The sequence below is a fragment of the Nonomuraea maheshkhaliensis genome (assembly GCF_039529435.1).
In the GTDB taxonomy this organism is placed as follows: Bacteria; Actinomycetota; Actinomycetes; order Streptosporangiales; family Streptosporangiaceae; genus Nonomuraea; species Nonomuraea maheshkhaliensis.
Map to the genome: position 1 here is coordinate 43419 of NZ_BAAAMU010000068.1, position 16533 is coordinate 59951.

Genomic DNA, 16533 nt, shown 5'->3' on the forward strand with positions numbered 1-16533 from the left:
CGGGCTAAGCTCGGGAGATGTTGCGGATCTACGACACGCGCGCCAGGCAGGTCGAGCGGATCGACGCCGGGCGGGCGCTGCGGATGTACACGTGCGGGCCGACCGTCTACCGCCACGCGCACGTGGGCAACCTGCGCACCTACGTACTCTCCGACCTGGTCAGACGGGTCCTGGAGCGGCGGCGGGTGCGGGTCGTGGCCTGCCAGAACATCACCGACGTCGGCCACCTCGCCGACTCCCCGGCTGGTGAGGGCGAGGACAAGGTTCTGGCCCAGGCGCAGGCCGAGGGGCGCTCGCCGCTTGAGCTGGCCCGCTTCCACGAGGAGTCGTTCGTGGCCGACGCCTCCGCGCTCAACCTGCGCCCGCCCGAGCACATGCCGCGCGCCAGCGAGAGCGTCGAGCTGATGGTGGAGCTGATCGCCAAGCTGATCGAGCAGGGGCACGCCTACACCGTGCCCGACGGGTCGGTCTTCTTCGATGTCCGTACGTTCCCCTCATACGGCGAGATCTCCGGCAACCGGCTCGACGAGCTCAGGCCCGCCCACCGCATCGAGGCCGTCGATCCGCGCAAGCGGTTCCACGCCGACTGGGCCCTGTGGAAGCCCGCCGAGGGCGAGCTGACCTGGGACACGCCCTGGGGCAGGGGCTTTCCCGGCTGGCACGTGGAGTGCTCGGCCATGTCGCTGCGTTTCCTCGGCTCGCGCATCGACCTCCACCTCGGCGGGATCGACCTGCGCTTCCCGCACCACGAGGACGAGCGGGCCCAGTCCGACGCGGCGGCCGGGCACGAGGTGGTGCGTCACTGGGTGCACGGCGAGCACCTGCTGTTCGACGGGCGCAAGATGGCCAAGTCGACGGGCAACGTGGTGCTGCTGTCCGACGTGGTCGCCGAGGGGCTCGACCCGCTGGCCGTGCGGCTGGCGTTCCTGGAGCACCGCTACCGCCAGCAGCTCAACCTGACCTGGGACACCCTGCGGGCCGCCGACCGTACGGTGCGCAGGTGGCGGGCCCGGGTGGCCGAGTGGTCCGAGTCGGTCAGCGCGCCCCTGTCCAGGGACTACGCCGACCGGGCCGAGGCGGCCTTCGACGACGACCTCGACACTCCTGCGGCGCTGCGGATCCTGCGCGAGCTGGAGCGGGACGAGTCGGTGGCGCCAGGGGCGAAGTTCGAGACGTTCCTCCATCTGGACCAGGTGCTGGCGCTCGATCTGTCCACCGAGATCGGCAAGGCCAAGGTGCTGCCGCCCGGGGCCGGTGAGCTGCTGGAGGCGCGGGAGCGGGCGCGCGAGGCGAAAGACTGGCCGGCCTCCGACCGGCTCCGCGACAAGCTCGCCGACCTGGGCGTACGCGTGTCCGACACCGCCGAAGGCCAGACCTGGGAGTGATCGTCCCGGACTGACGGACGTGGGGCCGGCGAGGCCGGGCGAGCGCTCTCGGTCGGCGCTGTCGCGGCCGGGAAGGCGTCCGGAGGAGTGATCGCGAACTGCCAGACTTGATGCCAGTTCGGCATGAAGGAGGTGGCGGTGAGGCCCTATGCGTGGATGCCGTGGCCGTTGCGGTGGGCGGCCCGGTCGTTGACCGTCGCGCTCGCGCTGGTCCTCGTGCTGGCGGGCGTGCTGGTCTACACGGTGCGGAAGTCGTTCCCCCAGGTGGACGGGTCGCTGCGGCTGCCCGGCTTGACGGGAAGTGTGGAGATTTATCGCGATAAATCTGGAATTCCACATATCTACGCTGACAGCGCCAAGGACCTGTTCATGGCCCAGGGCTTCGTCCACGCCCAGGACCGCTTCTACGAGATGGACTTCCGCCGTCACACGACCGCCGGGCGCCTGTCGGAGCTGTTCGGCGCCGCCACGCTCGCCAACGACAAGGCGCTGCGGACCATGGGCTGGCGCCGGGTGGCCGAGCAGGAGCTGCCCGAGCTGGCCCAGGAGACGAAGGACTACCTCGACGCGTACGCGGCGGGCGTCAACGCCTGGCTCAGCGCCAACCCCAACGCCTCCGACCGCAGCCTCGAATACTCCGTGCTCAAGCTCCAGGGCGGCGGCGGCACGCCGGAGAAGTGGACCGCGGTCGACTCCCTGTCCTGGCTGAAGGCCATGGCGTGGGACCTGCGCTCCAACATGGAGGACGAGATCGACCGCGCGCTCGCCCTGACCAAGCTGCCCAGGGAGCGCGTCGACCAGCTCTACCCCGGCTACCCCTACGACCGCCACCTGCCGATCGTCAACGAGGGCGGCATCGCCCAGAGCCGCTTCGACCAGCGGGCCGAGCCTCGGGTGCGGGCCGGGCGGGCGCTCACCGACGCGGCCGGGACGCTACGGAACGTACCGAGCACCATGAGCACCGCGGACCGGGAGGGCGTCGGATCGAACTCGTGGGTGGTCTCCGGCGCCAACACCCTCAGCGGCAAGCCGCTCCTGGCCAACGACCCGCACCTGTCGGCGCAGATGCCGTCGGTCTGGTACCAGGCGGGGCTGCACTGCCGGGCGATCACCGAGGCGTGCCCGTACGACGTGACCGGGTTCACCTTCGCCGGGCTGCCCGGCGTGGTCATCGGGCACACGGACAAGATCGCCTGGGGCTTCACGAACCTGGGGCCCGACGTGGCCGACCTGTTCCTTGAGCAGGTTACCGGCGACACGTACCTGTACCAGGGCGAGCAGGTCAAGCTGGAGACCCGCAGAGAGGTGATCAAGGTGGCCGGCGGGTCGCCCGTCACGATCACCGTCAAGAGCACCCGGCACGGCCCGCTGATCAACGAGGTGATGCCCAACGCGCGGCCCAGCGGCGAGGCCAACGCGGTGGCGTTGCAGTGGACCGCGCTGACGCCGGGCCGCACGGCCGACGCGATCTTCGCGCTGAACAAGGCCACCGACTGGAACGAGTTCAAGGCGGCGGCCTCGCTGTTCGACGTCCCCTCTCAGAACCTCATTTACGCCGACACGACGGGCAAGATCGGATATCAGGCCCCCGGGCGCGTCCCCGTACGGGAGAAGGGCGACGGCACCTGGCCCGTTCCCGGCTGGACCGGCGAGTACGAGTGGCGTCCAGCGCCGATCCCGTACGACCAGCTGCCCACCGTCGAGGACCCCGAGGACGGCTACATCGTCACCGCCAACAACGCCGTCATCGACCCCGCCCGCTACCAGCCGCTGCTGACCGAGGACTGGGCCTACGGCTACCGTTCCGAACGCATCCGCACCCTGCTCAGGGAGGCGCTCCAGAAGGGCCCGATCGACACCGAGACGATGCTGCGGATCCAGCGCGACTCCGCCGACGGCTTCGCCGAGACGCTGGTGCCCGCCCTGATGAAGGTGGACCTGGCCGGGCCCGCCGTACAGGCGAGGGAGTTACTGAAGTCGTGGGACCGCGCGCAGGAGTCCGGCTCGGCCGCCGCGGCCTACTTCAACGCCGTCTGGCGGCACCTGCTCACGCTGACGTTCGACGACGACCTGCCCGAGGCGGCCAGGCCCACGGGAGGCGACCGCTGGTACGAGGTCGTCAGGCGGCTCCTGGAGGCCCCTGACGACCCGTTCTGGGACGACGTGGGCACCAAGGAGCTCGAGGAGAGCCGCGACGACGTCCTGCGCCAGGCGCTGGCGTCGGCGTACCAGGAGCTCGCCGACCGGCTCGGGACGGACGTCAAGGCGTGGCGCTGGGGCGACCTGCACCAGCTCGAACTGGTCAACGGCTCGCTGGGCGCGTCGGGCGTCGCGCCGGTCGAGGCGCTGTTCAACCGGGGGCCGCTGGCGGTGTCCGGGAGCAAGGACGCGGTCAACGCCACGGGGTGGAACGTCCAGGAGGGGTACGCGGTGACCGCCGTGCCGTCGATGCGCATGGTCGTCGATCTGTCGGACCTGGACAAGTCCCGCTGGATCAACCTGACCGGCGCCTCGGGGCACGCCTTCCACGACAACTACTGGGACCAGGCGAAGGTGTGGGCGAGGGGGGACCTGCTGCCGATGTACTCCTCGCCCGAGGCGGTCAAGAAGGCGGCGGTCCACACGCTGCGGCTCACGCCGTGAGCGTGCTGCTCCGGGCGGGGCGGCGTCCTCTCGGCGGGGAGCAGGCCCTGACCGGCTTGCCGGAGAGCGGGCCCTGATCGGAGCGCCCTTCTTTACACGATCCCGTCAACCCGCGCTGCCGGCGTCGCGCCGCCATCGCGCCGGCCTGCGCGGGTAACCGCCGTCGTCCAGCCCGGCCAGCCGTTCGAACACGTTGTACGACGCCTGGTGCCCGCAGACGATCACCGACACGAGCATGGACAGCAGGTAGAGCGGCAGCATCGGCAGCCCGACGCACCAGGCCCACTGCGTGGCGTGCCGCCCCTCGTGCAGGATGAGCTGCTCACTCAGCGAGTCATGCCTGGTCAGGACCACGTTCCCGACGGTGAACGCCCCCGCGACGGGGAACCTGTAGCGGTAGCCGAAGGCCAGGATGAGGCCGTCGGGACCGGGCGTCCTGGACGCCCCGCCGACGAAAGCGATCAGCAGACCGAGCGGCGTGGAGAGGTTGACGTAGTTCGCCGCCCGCCGGAACCGGAAGCGCCTGTTCATGCGTCTGAGTCTTGACCAATCTTGACAAGTCGGAATAATGATCCCCGTCCTGAAATCTCCCAAAGAGCAGGATTATGAGATTCTCCATCCTGGGCGCGCTGCTCGGCACCGTTGCACTGGCAGGAGCCGGCGGAGTCGCGATCACCCAGACGTCAGCGACCGATTCCCTACGATTCACTGACACCCCTTCCAACGCGCGGCTGGCGTTAGCCGCCGAGCCCTCCACGTCGCCGCCGACCGAGACGCCCCCGTCCCAGACACCTGGTGCGACGCCGCCTACCGAGACGCCACCCCCGGCCGAGACCTTGACCCCGGCCCCCACTCCCACGGAGAGCCCCACGACCGGGGAATACACCGCCGAGACGAAGGTGGTCAAGAGGCGGGGCGTTTCCTATCTGAACGTCTCGGTAACCTACGAAGGCGCGGGCTTCTTCGCCGTCGAGCAGCGGGTGTGCAAGAGAAGATCGTGCAAGACCGCGAACGTGGAGCTCACCGTGCTCGGCGGGGAAGGGAACACCCGGGCCCGGCTGGGGCGCGGCACGTACAAGAAGCAAGGCGAGGCCGGCGTCGCCATGGCGCCGCTGCCGACCGTCACCGTCAAGGAGACGGTCACGGTGACCGAACCGGGTCCCACGGTCACCGTCACGGAGCCCGGGCCGACGGTGACGTTCACCTGTCAGCCGTACGTCGAACCCACTGATCCGCCCAGCGAGCCGCCTGCCGATCCCACGGACACGGCGCCTCCCCCGGACACGACCTCACCGTCCGCGAGCGTTCCCCCCACCGTGACGCCGACGCCCAGCGAGACGCCTACGCCCACGGTGAGCGATCCGCCGACCGATCCCCCGTCCGATCCGCCGACCGTGCCGCCGTCCGTGCCGCCGTCAGAAACGCCGAGCGATCCGCCCGCGGACACCGCTCCGCCGAGCGCGTCCCCGACGGCTGAGATCCCGACCTGCCCGCCGCCGTCCGAGCCTCCGGCCGAGGACCCCTCGGAGACCCCGACACCGGGCGAGACCCCCGCCCCCACGCCGACCCCGACGCCGACAGACACGAGCGTCCCGACCGACACCCCGACCGACACCCCGACCGACACCCCGACCGACACCACGGCCGACACCACGGCCGGCAACCAGACCGCGACCGACGCCACGACGGCCGCGCACCACGAGTAGACCACCGTCCCGACCAGTAGCACGAGCACACGACCGGGCCAGGCCGAAGCGCCTGGCCCGGCCCATGCCCGGCCTCGCCTCCCGACCCGGCGGACATTCGCCTCAGATGGTCTTGTAGCGCCCTTCGTGGTACAGGAGCGGCGCGGCGTCCGCCGGTGTGTCCAGCGCGCTCACCTCGCCCACCACGATCGAGTGGTCCCCGCTGTCGTGCACCGCCGTCGTCGCGCACTCGACGGTGGCGATGGCCCCGTCGAACAGCGCCACCCCCGACTCACCCCGATGATGCGGCCACCTGGTGAGCTGGCCGTTCAGCGGCCGCCCCCGGTGGGCGAAGAAGCGCGAGGCGTCCTCCATGGAGGCCGGTAACACCGACACGCCCCACGTCCCGGTCTCCAGCACCGCGTCGTGGAAGCGGGCCACCTTCTCCGCGCAGAACAGCACGAGCAGCGGATCGAGCGAGACGGAGGTGAAGGAGTTGACGGTCATCGCATGATCGACGTGCCCGAGTCTGGTCGTGACGATCGCGACTCCTGTGGCGAAACGGCCGACGACCTTACGGTATGTTGCCGGGTCCACGTGCCGCTCGATGGAATGCACCTAGCTACTGTATGCCTCTACATAGAATTCTTCTGCTCGTACCCACGCAAAAGCCACGAACCCCCGCCTGACGAGGGCGAAAGCAGATAGCCCGCCACAAGAGCGGCCAATCCCCCGTAAAGGTAGACATAGCCCGGAGCGCCGCTCGCGATCACCAAGTCACCCGCGCTCAGCTCCAGCGTGAACGGCATCGTCACCAGCAGCCACCCGAGCCCCGCCGTCGTGGCGCCGAGCTTCGCCCGCATCAGCCGGCCTGCCCCCACGCACACCCCGAACAACGCCAGCACCCAGCCGATCGCCGACACCGGGATCAGGCCGGGCTGCCACACGGGATGCGTGAACCCTCCCACGATCGCCATGACGACCCCGAGCACGAACAGCATCCCGTACGCCGCCCCGCCCAGCGCCGACTCGGCCTGGCTGCGATGTTCCATATCGCACGAGGTTAGTGGATGCCCGCGAAGAGATCGTTCTCGCGGTTGTGCGGCTCTCCGAGACCCCCTGCCTCGACGGGCGGACCAGGCACCGGAGGGCCGGGCACGCCGATGGCCAGCGTGTAGTGCTCGACGCCCAGGAGCTCCTGGCCGATGTTGTTGGACAGCGCGAACCAGGGCGGCTCGACGGTGATCTGGGTGGCGTGCGCCCGCATGGCCTCGATCTTGTTGCCGATCCAGGGACGCGCGTCGATCTCGGTGGTGACGTCCTCGTCCTGGCAGCCGAAGGGCATGTCGTCGACGTCCTCCAGGAGGAAGCCGGTCCCGGACTCGCGCATCGCCTCCGCCCCGCGCCGCATGACGGACCTGGCCATGGCCGTGTGGTAGAACTTCGCGATCTGCCAGGGCTCGCCCTCGCCGAGGCCGGGTTTCGCCGCCAGCTCGAACGCTCTGCGCGAAACCCGGTGGGCCTGGATGTGGTCGGGGTGACCGTAGAAGCCGTTGGCGTCGTACGTGACGATGACCTGCGGGCGTACCTCACGGATGACCTTGACCAGCTCACCCGCCGCCTCGTCGAGGTCGGCGCTCCAGAACGCCTTCGGGTGGTCGTTGGTGGCCGCGCCCATCATGCCCGAGTCGCGGTAACGGCCCGGCTCGCCCAGGAAACGGTGGTCCTCGACGCCGAGCGCCTGGCAGGCGGCGGCGAGCTCGCCGACCCGGTAGGGGCCGAGCGCGTCGTCGCGGTCGGAGGCGAGCTGCGCGAGGCCGTGGGGGATGATCTCCCCCTCCTCGCCGAGCGTGCAGGTCACGAGCGTGACGTGGGCGCCCTCCGCGACGTATTTGGCGATGGTCGCGCCGGTGCCGATCGACTCGTCGTCCGGATGGGCGTGCACGAGCAGCAGCCGTCGATCAGTCATGCCCACGAGCGTAGCAATGGCAGGATTGAGGCCATGAGCGAGAGCTTCCCGCGCCTGTCTGCCAGGACCCGCCGTTTCACCCTGGGCGTGCCCAGAGGCTTCACGATCTCCCCCGACGGCGGCCGGGTGGTGTTCCTGCGCACCAGGTCGGGCACCGATCCGGTGACCTGCATGTGGGAGCTCGACACCGGCACCCACGTCGAGCGCCTGGTGGTCGACCCGCGCACCCTCCACGCGGACGACGAGGACCTGCCGCCGGAGGAGCGGGCCAGGCGCGAGCGCAGCCGCGAGTCGGCGGGCGGCGTGGTGGCCTACGCCCCCGACGCCGACCTGACCAGGGCCTGCTTCGCCCTGTCCGGCGCGCTCTACGTGGTGGAGCTGGCCGACGGGCAGGTGCGCGAGCTCGACACCCCGGGCTCGGTCATCGACCCCCGCCTGTCCCCCGACGGGCGACATGTCGCCTACGTCACCGGGGGCGCCCTGCGCGTCCAGGACCTGTCCTCCGGCGCCGATCGCGCGCTGGCCGAGCCGGAGACCGAGACGGTGACCTACGGGCTTGCCGAGTTCATCGCCGCCGAGGAGATGGACAGGATGCGGGGCTACTGGTGGGCCCCTTCGAGTGACGCGCTCCTGGTCGAGCGGGCCGACGAGGCCCCCGTCCACGTGTGGCACATCGCCGACCCGGCCAACCCCGACCGTCCGGCCGTGGCCCAGCGCTATCCGGCCGCCGGCACGCCCAACGCGGTGACCGGGCTGTTCGTGCTGGGGCTCGACGGGTCGCGGGTGGCGGTGCCGTACGACGAGGAATATCTCACCACCGCGGCCTGGGACTCCCACGCGCTGTCCATCGTCACCCTCACGCGTGACCAGCGGACGATGCGGCTGTTCACGGTCGATCCGGCGACGGGCGCGTCCACGCTGGTGCGCGAGGACACCGACCCCGCCTGGGTCGACATCGTCGGCGGCGTCCCCGCCCACCTCGACGACGGCTCGCTCGTGTGGGTGGCCAACTCCGAGGGCGGCCACCGGCTGTTCGTCGGCGACCGCGCCGTCACGCCCCCGACGCTGCAGGTGCGCGCCGTGCTCGACGTCGATCACGACAGCGTGCTGTTCAGCGCGAGCGGCGACCCGACCGAGATCCAGCTCTGGACGTGGGACGGCCACTCGCTGCTGCCCGTCTCGACCCGTTCCGGGGTGTTCTCCGGGCGGATGTCCGGCGGGGTCGGCGTGCTGACCGAGCAGAGCCTCGACGCCGAGGGCGTCTCCACCACGGTCGTCCGCCGCGACGGCATGGCGGTGCCGATCCCGTCGTTCGCCGAGCGTCCCGGCCTCGACCTGCGGGTCTCTCTCGGCCGTTCCGGCCGCCGCGAGCTGGCCACCGCCGTGGTGCTGCCCTCGTGGCACGAGCAGGGCTCCGGCAGGCTGCCGGTGCTGATGGACCCGTACGGCGGGCCGCACGCGCAGCGGGTGCTCAACCGGCGGGGCGCGTTCCTGGAGAGCCAGTGGTTCGCCGAGCAGGGCTTCGCCGTCATCGTCGCCGACGGCCGCGGCACCCCTGGCCGGGGCACCGACTTCGAGCGAGCGGTCCGCGGCGACCTGGCGAGCCCCGCGCTCGACGACCAGATCGACGCGCTGCAGGGCGTGGCCGAGCAATATCCCGACGACCTCGACCTGAGCCGGGTGGCCATCCGCGGCTGGTCCTTCGGCGGTTTCCTGGCCGCGCTCGCGGTCCTGCGCCGTCCCGACGTCTTCCACGCCGCCGTCGCGGGCGCGCCGGTGACCGACTGGCGGCTCTACGACACGTGCTACACCGAGCGCTACCTGGGCCATCCCGAGCAGCATCCGGAGGCGTACGACAACTCCTCGCTGTTCGCCGACGCGGCCAAGCTCGAACGCCCGCTCCTGCTCATCCACGGCCTCGCCGACGACAACGTCGTGGCCGCCCACACCCTCCGCCTCTCCTCCGCCCTCCTCGCCGCCGGCCGCCAGCACAGCGTGCTGCCGCTGTCGGGGGTGACCCACATGACACCGCAGGAGGTGGTGGCGGAAAACCTGCTGCTGCTCCAGGTGGAGTTCCTCAAGCGCTCCCTGGGCCCGGCGGCCTGACGTCCGCACGCGGCGCGGGCCCTTCCAACCACCCGCGCCGCCGTCCCCTCACCTCCACCAGACCTGGCCGTCCGACCCATGCCACCAGCCCGGCCGGACAAAACACCTGCCCTGACGCGGCTGACCACCCAACCGCACACCTATGGGACAAAACCGCCTTCCCGCCACGAAGACCAACCGACCTACGCCGCTGTGCCGTCAGGGCGGAGGCCACCTGTCCCCGCCTCAGATCACCGCCCGCTCAACGTTCCCGAACTCGACAAGGCCAAGCCGCCTCCCCTGCACGGTCGGCCACCCCATCCACGTCGCCGCACGCCGGCGAGCGGCAGCCGGCCATCCACCACGGCACCGCACACCAACGGCACCGAGCCGAGCCATCCACCCCACGCGCACTGACGGGACCGGCCCGCCCACCCCTTTCCCACCACGTCGGGACAGTGTGTTACCCGCGCCACCACACCGCCTCCGGCCGACAGCCAACCCGCCCCACAGCACCTGGGCGGTCCTCGCATCAACCCACGGTCTGACAACTCCTGGTCGCACTTCCCTCCCCCATAAACCAAACCCCGGTCCGACGCGATCTCACCGTCTCCTCCGGCATCGTGAACGCCATGCCCAACCCACACCCCTCCCCCCGTACGCGCCACCTCCCGCTTCCCATGATCACGCCCCTGGCTCTGGCGCTCACCCTGACCCTGCTCAACGCAGGCATGGCACCCACACCAGCAGCCGCACGGGCAGAGCCCAGCCCGACGAGCATGCCAACGACCTCAGCCGCCACAAGCCCGGCTACCAAGACCCCGACCGTTAATAGCCCGGCCAAGAGTGGGGGCGCGCTGAAGTGGGAGCCCTGCCCCAACGACAAGATCGGCATGGACTGCGCCGACCTCCAGGTCCCAGCCGACTGGCGGAAACCCGACGGCCGCAAGATCACCCTCAAGGTGGGCCGGCTCAAGGCCACCGGCACCTCGGAAGGCTCGGTCCTGGTGGCCTACGGCGGCCCGGGCGGCCCCGGCATCGCCCTGACCCAGTCCTCCCCCGACTGGTGGGCCAAGCTGCGCCAACGCATGGACATAGTCACATGGGACACTCGCGGCTACGGCATCGACCAGTTCCAGGGCCTCAGCACGGGCCTGCCCTGCGCCTGGACCCGCGTCCCCATCGCCGACGTGCCGAAGGACGACGCCGACTTCGGCCGCCTGTCCGACACCAACCGCGGCTACGCCGAAGCTTGCCGGCTCAAGGATCCCGAGTTGTTCGCCAACATGAGCTCGGCCGACCACGCCAGAGACATGGACGCGATCAGAAAGGCCCTCGGCGACGACAAGCTCAACTACTACGGCGCCTCATACGCGGGCTTCTACGGCCAGGACTACGCCCGCCTCTTCCCCGGCCGCGTCCGCACGATGGTCCTGGACGGCACATGGAGCCACAGCGCCCCCGACTGGCAGCGCGAGCTTGAGGCGATGGCCAGGACCAACGAGCAGTTCATGCGGCGCTTCTTCACCTGGTGTGCCGCCAACGACTGCAAGGACGTCCCGGCGCGCTGGCGCGCCCTGATCGCCAGAGCCGACCGCAACCCCATCCCCACCACGACGCCCAACGTCGCCTACAAGACCCGCGACCTGCAGACCTTCGCCCTGGCCCTCGCCCGACAGGGCGCCCCGGCCTGGCCCAAGCTGGCCACGGCGATCCGCAAGGCGAGCAAGGGCGACGCCTCCGACTTCGTACCGACAAGGGGCGCCCGCTACCCCGACCAGGCGACCGGCGTCACCGAATGCACCGACTGGCCCCGGGTCGCCAACCGCAAGGAGATGAACTCCATCTTCGCCCGCCTCCGCAAGATCGCCCCCAACACGGGCATCGCCGGCAGCAACGCCTCCGCCACCCTCAACTGCGTCGGCTGGCCCGTACCCGTCACCAACCCACCCGCCGCCCTCCCCGAGAACCTCCCGCCCGTCCTGGGAGCCGGCGCATGGGGCGAGTCCGACGCGGTCGAACGGGTCCTGACCCAGTTCCCCGGCAGCGCCACCATCCACCACGACGGCCCCGGCCACACCCTGTACGGCTTCAACGCCTGCGCCCGCGACCACATCAACCGCTACTTCACCGACCGCACCCTCCCCACCCCCAAAACCAGATGCTGACCAACCACACCCACCCGCCCTCACTCCCCGGCCCTCGCCCTCCCCGGCCACCACGGGCTACGAACGCGACACGACGTACTGCTCCCGCGAAAGTACGCGCGACCGCTGCCATGCCCTCTGCCGGACCACAACCCCGCCCAACTCCTGCCATATATCCGCCGCCCACAACCCTGCCCGGCCCCTGCCCCACTCCCTGACCGGCCTCACGACCCCGCCCGGCCGCGGCCCCGTCCCTGAGACCGACCATGCCATCGGCCGACTCGCGACGCCGATCCGGTGGCCTGCCCAGGTTGGCGATGCGCGATGAGTCCACTGATGCACCAATTGGCGGGCCACCACCCACCCACCGCAGGCTCCCAGTCGGGTGGTGACACGCCGAAATGTCAGGAAGGAGAGCCAGTCGTGGTGGAAGCCGGGGTGCCGTGCCAGCTGCTCCACAGGGCCGCGTACGAGCCGCCCTCCGCCACCAACTCCTCATGCGACCCCAGCTCGATGATCCGCCCGTCCTCCACCACCGCCACCCGGTCGGCGTCGTGGGCCGTGTAGAGGCGGTGGGCGATGGCGATCACCGTGCGGCCGTCCAGGACGGCGGCCAGCGAGCGTTCGAGGTTTCTGGCCGCCCGCGGGTCGATGAGGGAGGTCGCCTCGTCCAGGACGAGGGTGTGGGGGTCGGCGAGGACGAGGCGGGCGAGGGCGACTTGCTGGGCCTGGGCGGCCGAGACGGCGGCGCCGCCGGAGCCGACCTCGGTGTCCAGGCCGGACGGCAGCGCGAGCACCCAGTCGAGGGCGTCAACCGCCTCCAGGGCCTTGAGCACGGCGGTGTCGGTGGCGTCGGGGCGGGCGATGAGCAGGTTGTCGCGCATGGTCCCCTTGAACACGTGGTGTTCCTGGGTGACCAGGGCGACGTGCCCGCGCAGGTCGTCCAGGGGCAGCTCGACGAGCGGCACCCCGCCCACCGTGACCGACCCGGTACGCGGCCCGTGGATGCCGGCCAGCAGCCGCCCGAGGGTGGACTTGCCGGCCCCGGAGGGCCCCACCATGGCCAGCCGCTCGCCGGGCTGGACGGTCAGGGAGACGTCGTGCAGCACGTCGCGGCCCGCGCGGTAGGCGTACCGGACGGAGGAGGCCTCAAGCCGTTCGCCGGCGGGCCGGGCCGAGGAGGAGACGCGGTCGTCGGGCACGTTGGCGACGCCCAGCAGGCGGGCCATCGAGGCGCCGCCCACCTGCAGTTCGTCGATCCACATGAGGAACCGGTCGAGGGGGTCCACGAGTTGCTGGGCATAAAGAGTCGCGGTGGTGACCTGGGCCAGCGTCACCCAGGAGTTGGTGTAGAACAGCCCGCCGACCAGCAGCGCCGCCACCACGGGGATGACATAGCCGAGCTCCACGGCGGGATACCAGCGGGTGCGCAGCCCCAGCGTGTACCGTTCGGCCGCGAACGACCGCCCGACGTCCCGGTCGGTGCGGACCCGCCGCCGCTCGCGCAGGCCGAGGGCCTCCACGGCGCGGGCGCCCTCGATGGTCTCGGCCAGGCCCTCGGTGATGTCGGCGTAGGCGGCGTTCTCGCGGAGATAGCCGTCGCGCGCCCGCCGCAGGTACCACCGGGTGGAGACGGCGATCACCGGGCCGGCGACGAGCATGGGCAGCATGAGCAGGGGGCTGGTCAGCAGCAGCGCGCCGATGGTGATCACGAACGTGACCATGGCGATCAGCGTCTCGGGCACGGCATGGCGCACGGTGCGGGAGAGCGAGTCGACGTCACGGGACGTACGGGTGATCAGGTCGCCGGACCCGGCCCGTTCGACGGTGGACAGGGGCAGCGCGAGCACCCGGTCCACGAACTCCTCGCGCAGCTCGGCCAGCACCTTCTCGCCCAGCCTGGCCGAGGCCAGCACCGCGTACCGGACGAGGACGCCCTGGAGCAGCAGGAACGCCCCGATGGCGGCGGCCACGACGGCGACGTTCACCTCATGGCCGTACTGAAGGTTCTGCACCAGCTCGCCCAGCTGCCACGGCACCAGCAGCCCCGCGACGGCGGCCAGGCCGTGCAGGAGCAGGGCGAGGCCGAGCCGGCGCGGATATTTCAGGGTGAGCCGCCTGGCGTAGGCGCGCACCTGCTTACGGTCGGCGACCGGAAGGATCTCACGGGACATCGATCTCAGCCCTTCGCCGGAGGCTAACACGCGCGGACCGGAAGGGTCTCACGGGACGTCGAGCTCGGCGCTTGGCCGGAGGCGGGAATGTGCGGGGCATGGGTCAGTCCTCCCCGCGGGTCACGGTGGTCGCGTACTGCGGGGAGGTGTCGAGGAGTTGCCGGTGGGTGCCCTCCGCCAGCACGCGCCCGTCCTCGACGTAGATGACGTGTTCGGCCCGGTCGAGGACCAGGGGGCTGGTCGTGCAGATCATGGTGGTGCGGCCGGCCCGTGCCTTGGCCAGGCGGTCGGCGATGCGGGCTTCACTGTGGGCGTCGACGGCGCTGGTCGGCTCGACCAGGATGAGCACCTCGGGGTCCGACAGCAGCGCCCTGGCCAGCCGCAGCCGCTGCTGCTGCCCGCCGGAGAACTCGCGCCCGGCCTCGGCCACCTCCGCGTCGAGCCCTTCGGGCAGGGCCTCGACGATGTCGGTGGCGCAGGCGGTGTGCAGGGCCGAACGTACCTCGTCGTCGTCGGCCCCGCCGCGTACGTCGAGCTCGTCGCGGAGCCGGCCGTTGAACAGCCGGGCGCCGTTGTCGGCGACCAGGATCCGGGAACGGACCTGGTCGATGGGCAGGGTGCGCAGCTCGACCGCGCCGAACGTCACGTCGCCCTCGGCGTAGCGGCCGAGCCGGTCGGCGATGGCGGCGGCGTCGTCGGGGCTGGAGGCGGCGACGGCGGTGAGCGAGCCGGGTTGGAGCGTTACACCGCTGTAGGAGTCGCGCAGCACACCGCCCTCGCTGCTGCCGGTGCCGCCGGTCATCTCGGGCTCGACGGACAGGATGCGGATCACCCGCCCGGCCGCGACATGACCTTTGGTGATCTTGTCGGCCATTTCGGTGAACGTGCGCATCGGCCCGATGAGAAACACCGCATACAGGTAGAACGCGACAAGTTGCCCGGTGGGGATCTCCCCCGCGACGGCGAACGTGGCGCCGATGCCGGTGACGATCGCGATGAGCAGCCCGGGCAGGACGATCTGGGCGCCTTCGAGCACCGACTCGATCCCGGCGACACGTACGCCGGCGTGGCGCACCCGCTGCGACTCGCCGCGGTAGCGCTCGGCGAACACCTGCTCCCCGCCGATGCCGCGCAGCACCCGCAGCCCAGCCACGATGTCGGCGGCCCTGGTGGACAGCTCACCGGACAGCTCACGCTGCACCCGCTGGCGTTTGTGCATCGGGCGCAGCAGCGGCCCGACGGCCACGGCCATGAGCGGCACCCCGAACAGCACGAGCAGCCCCAACGGCAGCGAGGTGGAGATGAGGATCACGGTGACGGTGATGACGGCCACGATCGAGCCGATGCCGCGCAGCAGAATGTCCATGGAACTGCCGATGTGGGCGATGTCGGAGTTGCCGACGCTGACGACCTCGCCGGTCGAGAGCCGCTTGGGCAGCGTGGCGCCGAGCCTGGCGGCCTGTCTGCTGGTCAGCTGGACGGTGCGGTAGGCGGCGGCGAGCCAGTTGTAGACGGCCATCCGGTGCCGCATGATCCCGGTGAACGCCTGCAGCAGGCCGAGCCCGAGCAGGATCGACGCCCACAGGAGCAGCGCCCTGGTGTCCTTGGCCGTGACGGCCTCGATGCCCTTCCCGAGCACGGCCGGCATGAGCGCCTGCACCAGCCACCAGAGGGTCGCGAAGCCGATGCCCGCGAGCAGGGGTGGCATTTGCCGCCGCGCGTTCCACCACAGGTAGCGGAGCGGGCTGCGTAGATCGGGCACGCCGGGATCGGCCTCAGGAAGGGAGCGCATAGCCTGACCACATTGACAAGGTGTCCCCTCATCCGGCAAACCATTTTCGCAAGCCGGAACGACCCCGCGATGAGCGCCGGACGCCGAACTTTACGAAGCAGGACATGCACCCTGTGTAACAGAGAGTCACTTTCTGTGATGAAGTGGGGGTGTGAGCGCCGAAGATCTCCTGCTGAAGACGGGCCGCTTCCTGCGCCGTTCGGCCACCAGCCGTGACCTGCACACGCTCTTCCTCGAGGGCGGCACGGAAGGCGACGCCTTCTACCGCGACCGCTGGAGCCACGACAAGGTGGTCCGCTCGACGCACGGCGTGAACTGCACGGGTTCGTGCTCGTGGAAGGTGTACGTCAAGGACGGCATCATCACGTGGGAGACCCAGGAGACCGACTACCCCGGCGTCGGCCCCGACCGCCCCGAGTACGAGCCGCGCGGCTGCCCACGCGGCGCCGCCTTCTCCTGGTACACCTACTCGCCGACCCGGATCCGCTACCCGTACGCCAGGGGTGTGCTGGTCGAGATGTACGCGGAGGCGAAGGAACGCCTGGGCGACCCGGTGGCCGCCTGGGCGGAGATCACCACAAATCCGGAGAAACGGCGTCGCTACCAGTCCGCCCGGGGCAAGGGCGGTCTGGTGCGGGTCAGCTGGGACGAGG

General features: G+C 70.8%; 11 protein-coding genes and 1 pseudogene. 6 read left to right on the forward strand and 6 right to left on the reverse strand.

The genetic code is table 11. From position 1 onward, the window contains the following. The first annotated feature begins 17 nt into the window (after positions 1–17). Complete coding sequence (cysS, locus tag ABFX54_RS35275) at positions 18–1385, forward strand: cysteine--tRNA ligase (protein WP_346110998.1); 1368 nt, start codon at positions 18–20, stop codon at positions 1383–1385. 156 nt (positions 1386–1541) lie between these two features. Next, the gene (locus ABFX54_RS35280) at positions 1542–4028 is read left to right on the forward strand and encodes a penicillin acylase family protein (RefSeq protein WP_346111013.1); all 2487 of its coding nucleotides are present in this window, start codon (positions 1542–1544) and stop codon (positions 4026–4028) included. A 105-nt stretch (positions 4029–4133) separates the two neighbouring features. Here ABFX54_RS35280 and ABFX54_RS35285 read toward each other — a convergent pair whose 3' ends face one another. Continuing rightward, positions 4134–4559 carry a hypothetical protein gene (locus ABFX54_RS35285; protein WP_346111000.1) on the reverse strand — a complete coding sequence of 142 codons (426 nt, stop codon included), beginning with the start codon at positions 4557–4559 and terminating at the stop codon, positions 4134–4136. 74 nt (positions 4560–4633) lie between these two features. Here ABFX54_RS35285 and ABFX54_RS35290 point away from each other — a divergent pair, with 74 nt between their 5' ends. Beyond that, positions 4634–5734 (forward strand): hypothetical protein, encoded by a 1101-nt coding sequence (locus ABFX54_RS35290; RefSeq protein WP_346111001.1) that lies wholly within the window; start codon positions 4634–4636, stop codon positions 5732–5734. 102 nt (positions 5735–5836) lie between these two features. Here ABFX54_RS35290 and ABFX54_RS35295 read toward each other — a convergent pair whose 3' ends face one another. Genes ABFX54_RS35295 through mshB form a run of 3 tightly spaced genes read right to left on the reverse strand, consistent with a single transcriptional unit; the run spans position 5837 to position 7682 of the window. Then, the gene (locus ABFX54_RS35295; protein WP_346111002.1) at positions 5837–6331 is read right to left on the reverse strand and encodes a flavin reductase family protein; all 495 of its coding nucleotides are present in this window, start codon (positions 6329–6331) and stop codon (positions 5837–5839) included. Positions 6332–6348: 17 nt separating this feature from the next. Next, a complete protein-coding gene (locus ABFX54_RS35300; RefSeq protein WP_346111003.1) occupies positions 6349–6765 on the reverse strand; it encodes a DUF6113 family protein in 417 nt (138 codons plus the stop codon). Positions 6766–6776: 11 nt separating this feature from the next. Further along, a complete protein-coding gene (mshB, locus tag ABFX54_RS35305; protein ID WP_346111004.1) occupies positions 6777–7682 on the reverse strand; it encodes an N-acetyl-1-D-myo-inositol-2-amino-2-deoxy-alpha-D-glucopyranoside deacetylase in 906 nt (301 codons plus the stop codon). 33 nt (positions 7683–7715) lie between these two features. Between mshB and ABFX54_RS35310 the strand changes: the two genes are divergently transcribed. After that, the gene (locus ABFX54_RS35310; RefSeq protein ID WP_346111006.1) at positions 7716–9788 is read left to right on the forward strand and encodes a S9 family peptidase; all 2073 of its coding nucleotides are present in this window, start codon (positions 7716–7718) and stop codon (positions 9786–9788) included. Positions 9789–10546: 758 nt separating this feature from the next. Then, positions 10547–11935: an alpha/beta fold hydrolase gene (locus ABFX54_RS35315; protein WP_346111007.1), complete on the forward strand. Its 1389-nt coding sequence runs from the start codon at positions 10547–10549 to the stop codon at positions 11933–11935. A gap of 383 nt (positions 11936–12318) precedes the next feature. Here ABFX54_RS35315 and ABFX54_RS35320 read toward each other — a convergent pair whose 3' ends face one another. Together ABFX54_RS35320 and ABFX54_RS35325 are read right to left on the reverse strand one after the other, a co-directional pair. Then, positions 12319–14088 carry an ABC transporter ATP-binding protein gene (locus ABFX54_RS35320; RefSeq protein ID WP_346111009.1) on the reverse strand — a complete coding sequence of 590 codons (1770 nt, stop codon included), beginning with the start codon at positions 14086–14088 and terminating at the stop codon, positions 12319–12321. 103 nt (positions 14089–14191) lie between these two features. After that, positions 14192–15880 carry an ABC transporter ATP-binding protein gene (locus ABFX54_RS35325; protein WP_346111010.1) on the reverse strand — a complete coding sequence of 563 codons (1689 nt, stop codon included), beginning with the start codon at positions 15878–15880 and terminating at the stop codon, positions 14192–14194. 151 nt (positions 15881–16031) lie between these two features. On the opposite strand from ABFX54_RS35325, the pseudogene ABFX54_RS35330 reads away from it, so the two are divergent. After that, positions 16032–16533: pseudogene (locus ABFX54_RS35330) on the forward strand (nitrate reductase subunit alpha); the annotation flags it as partial.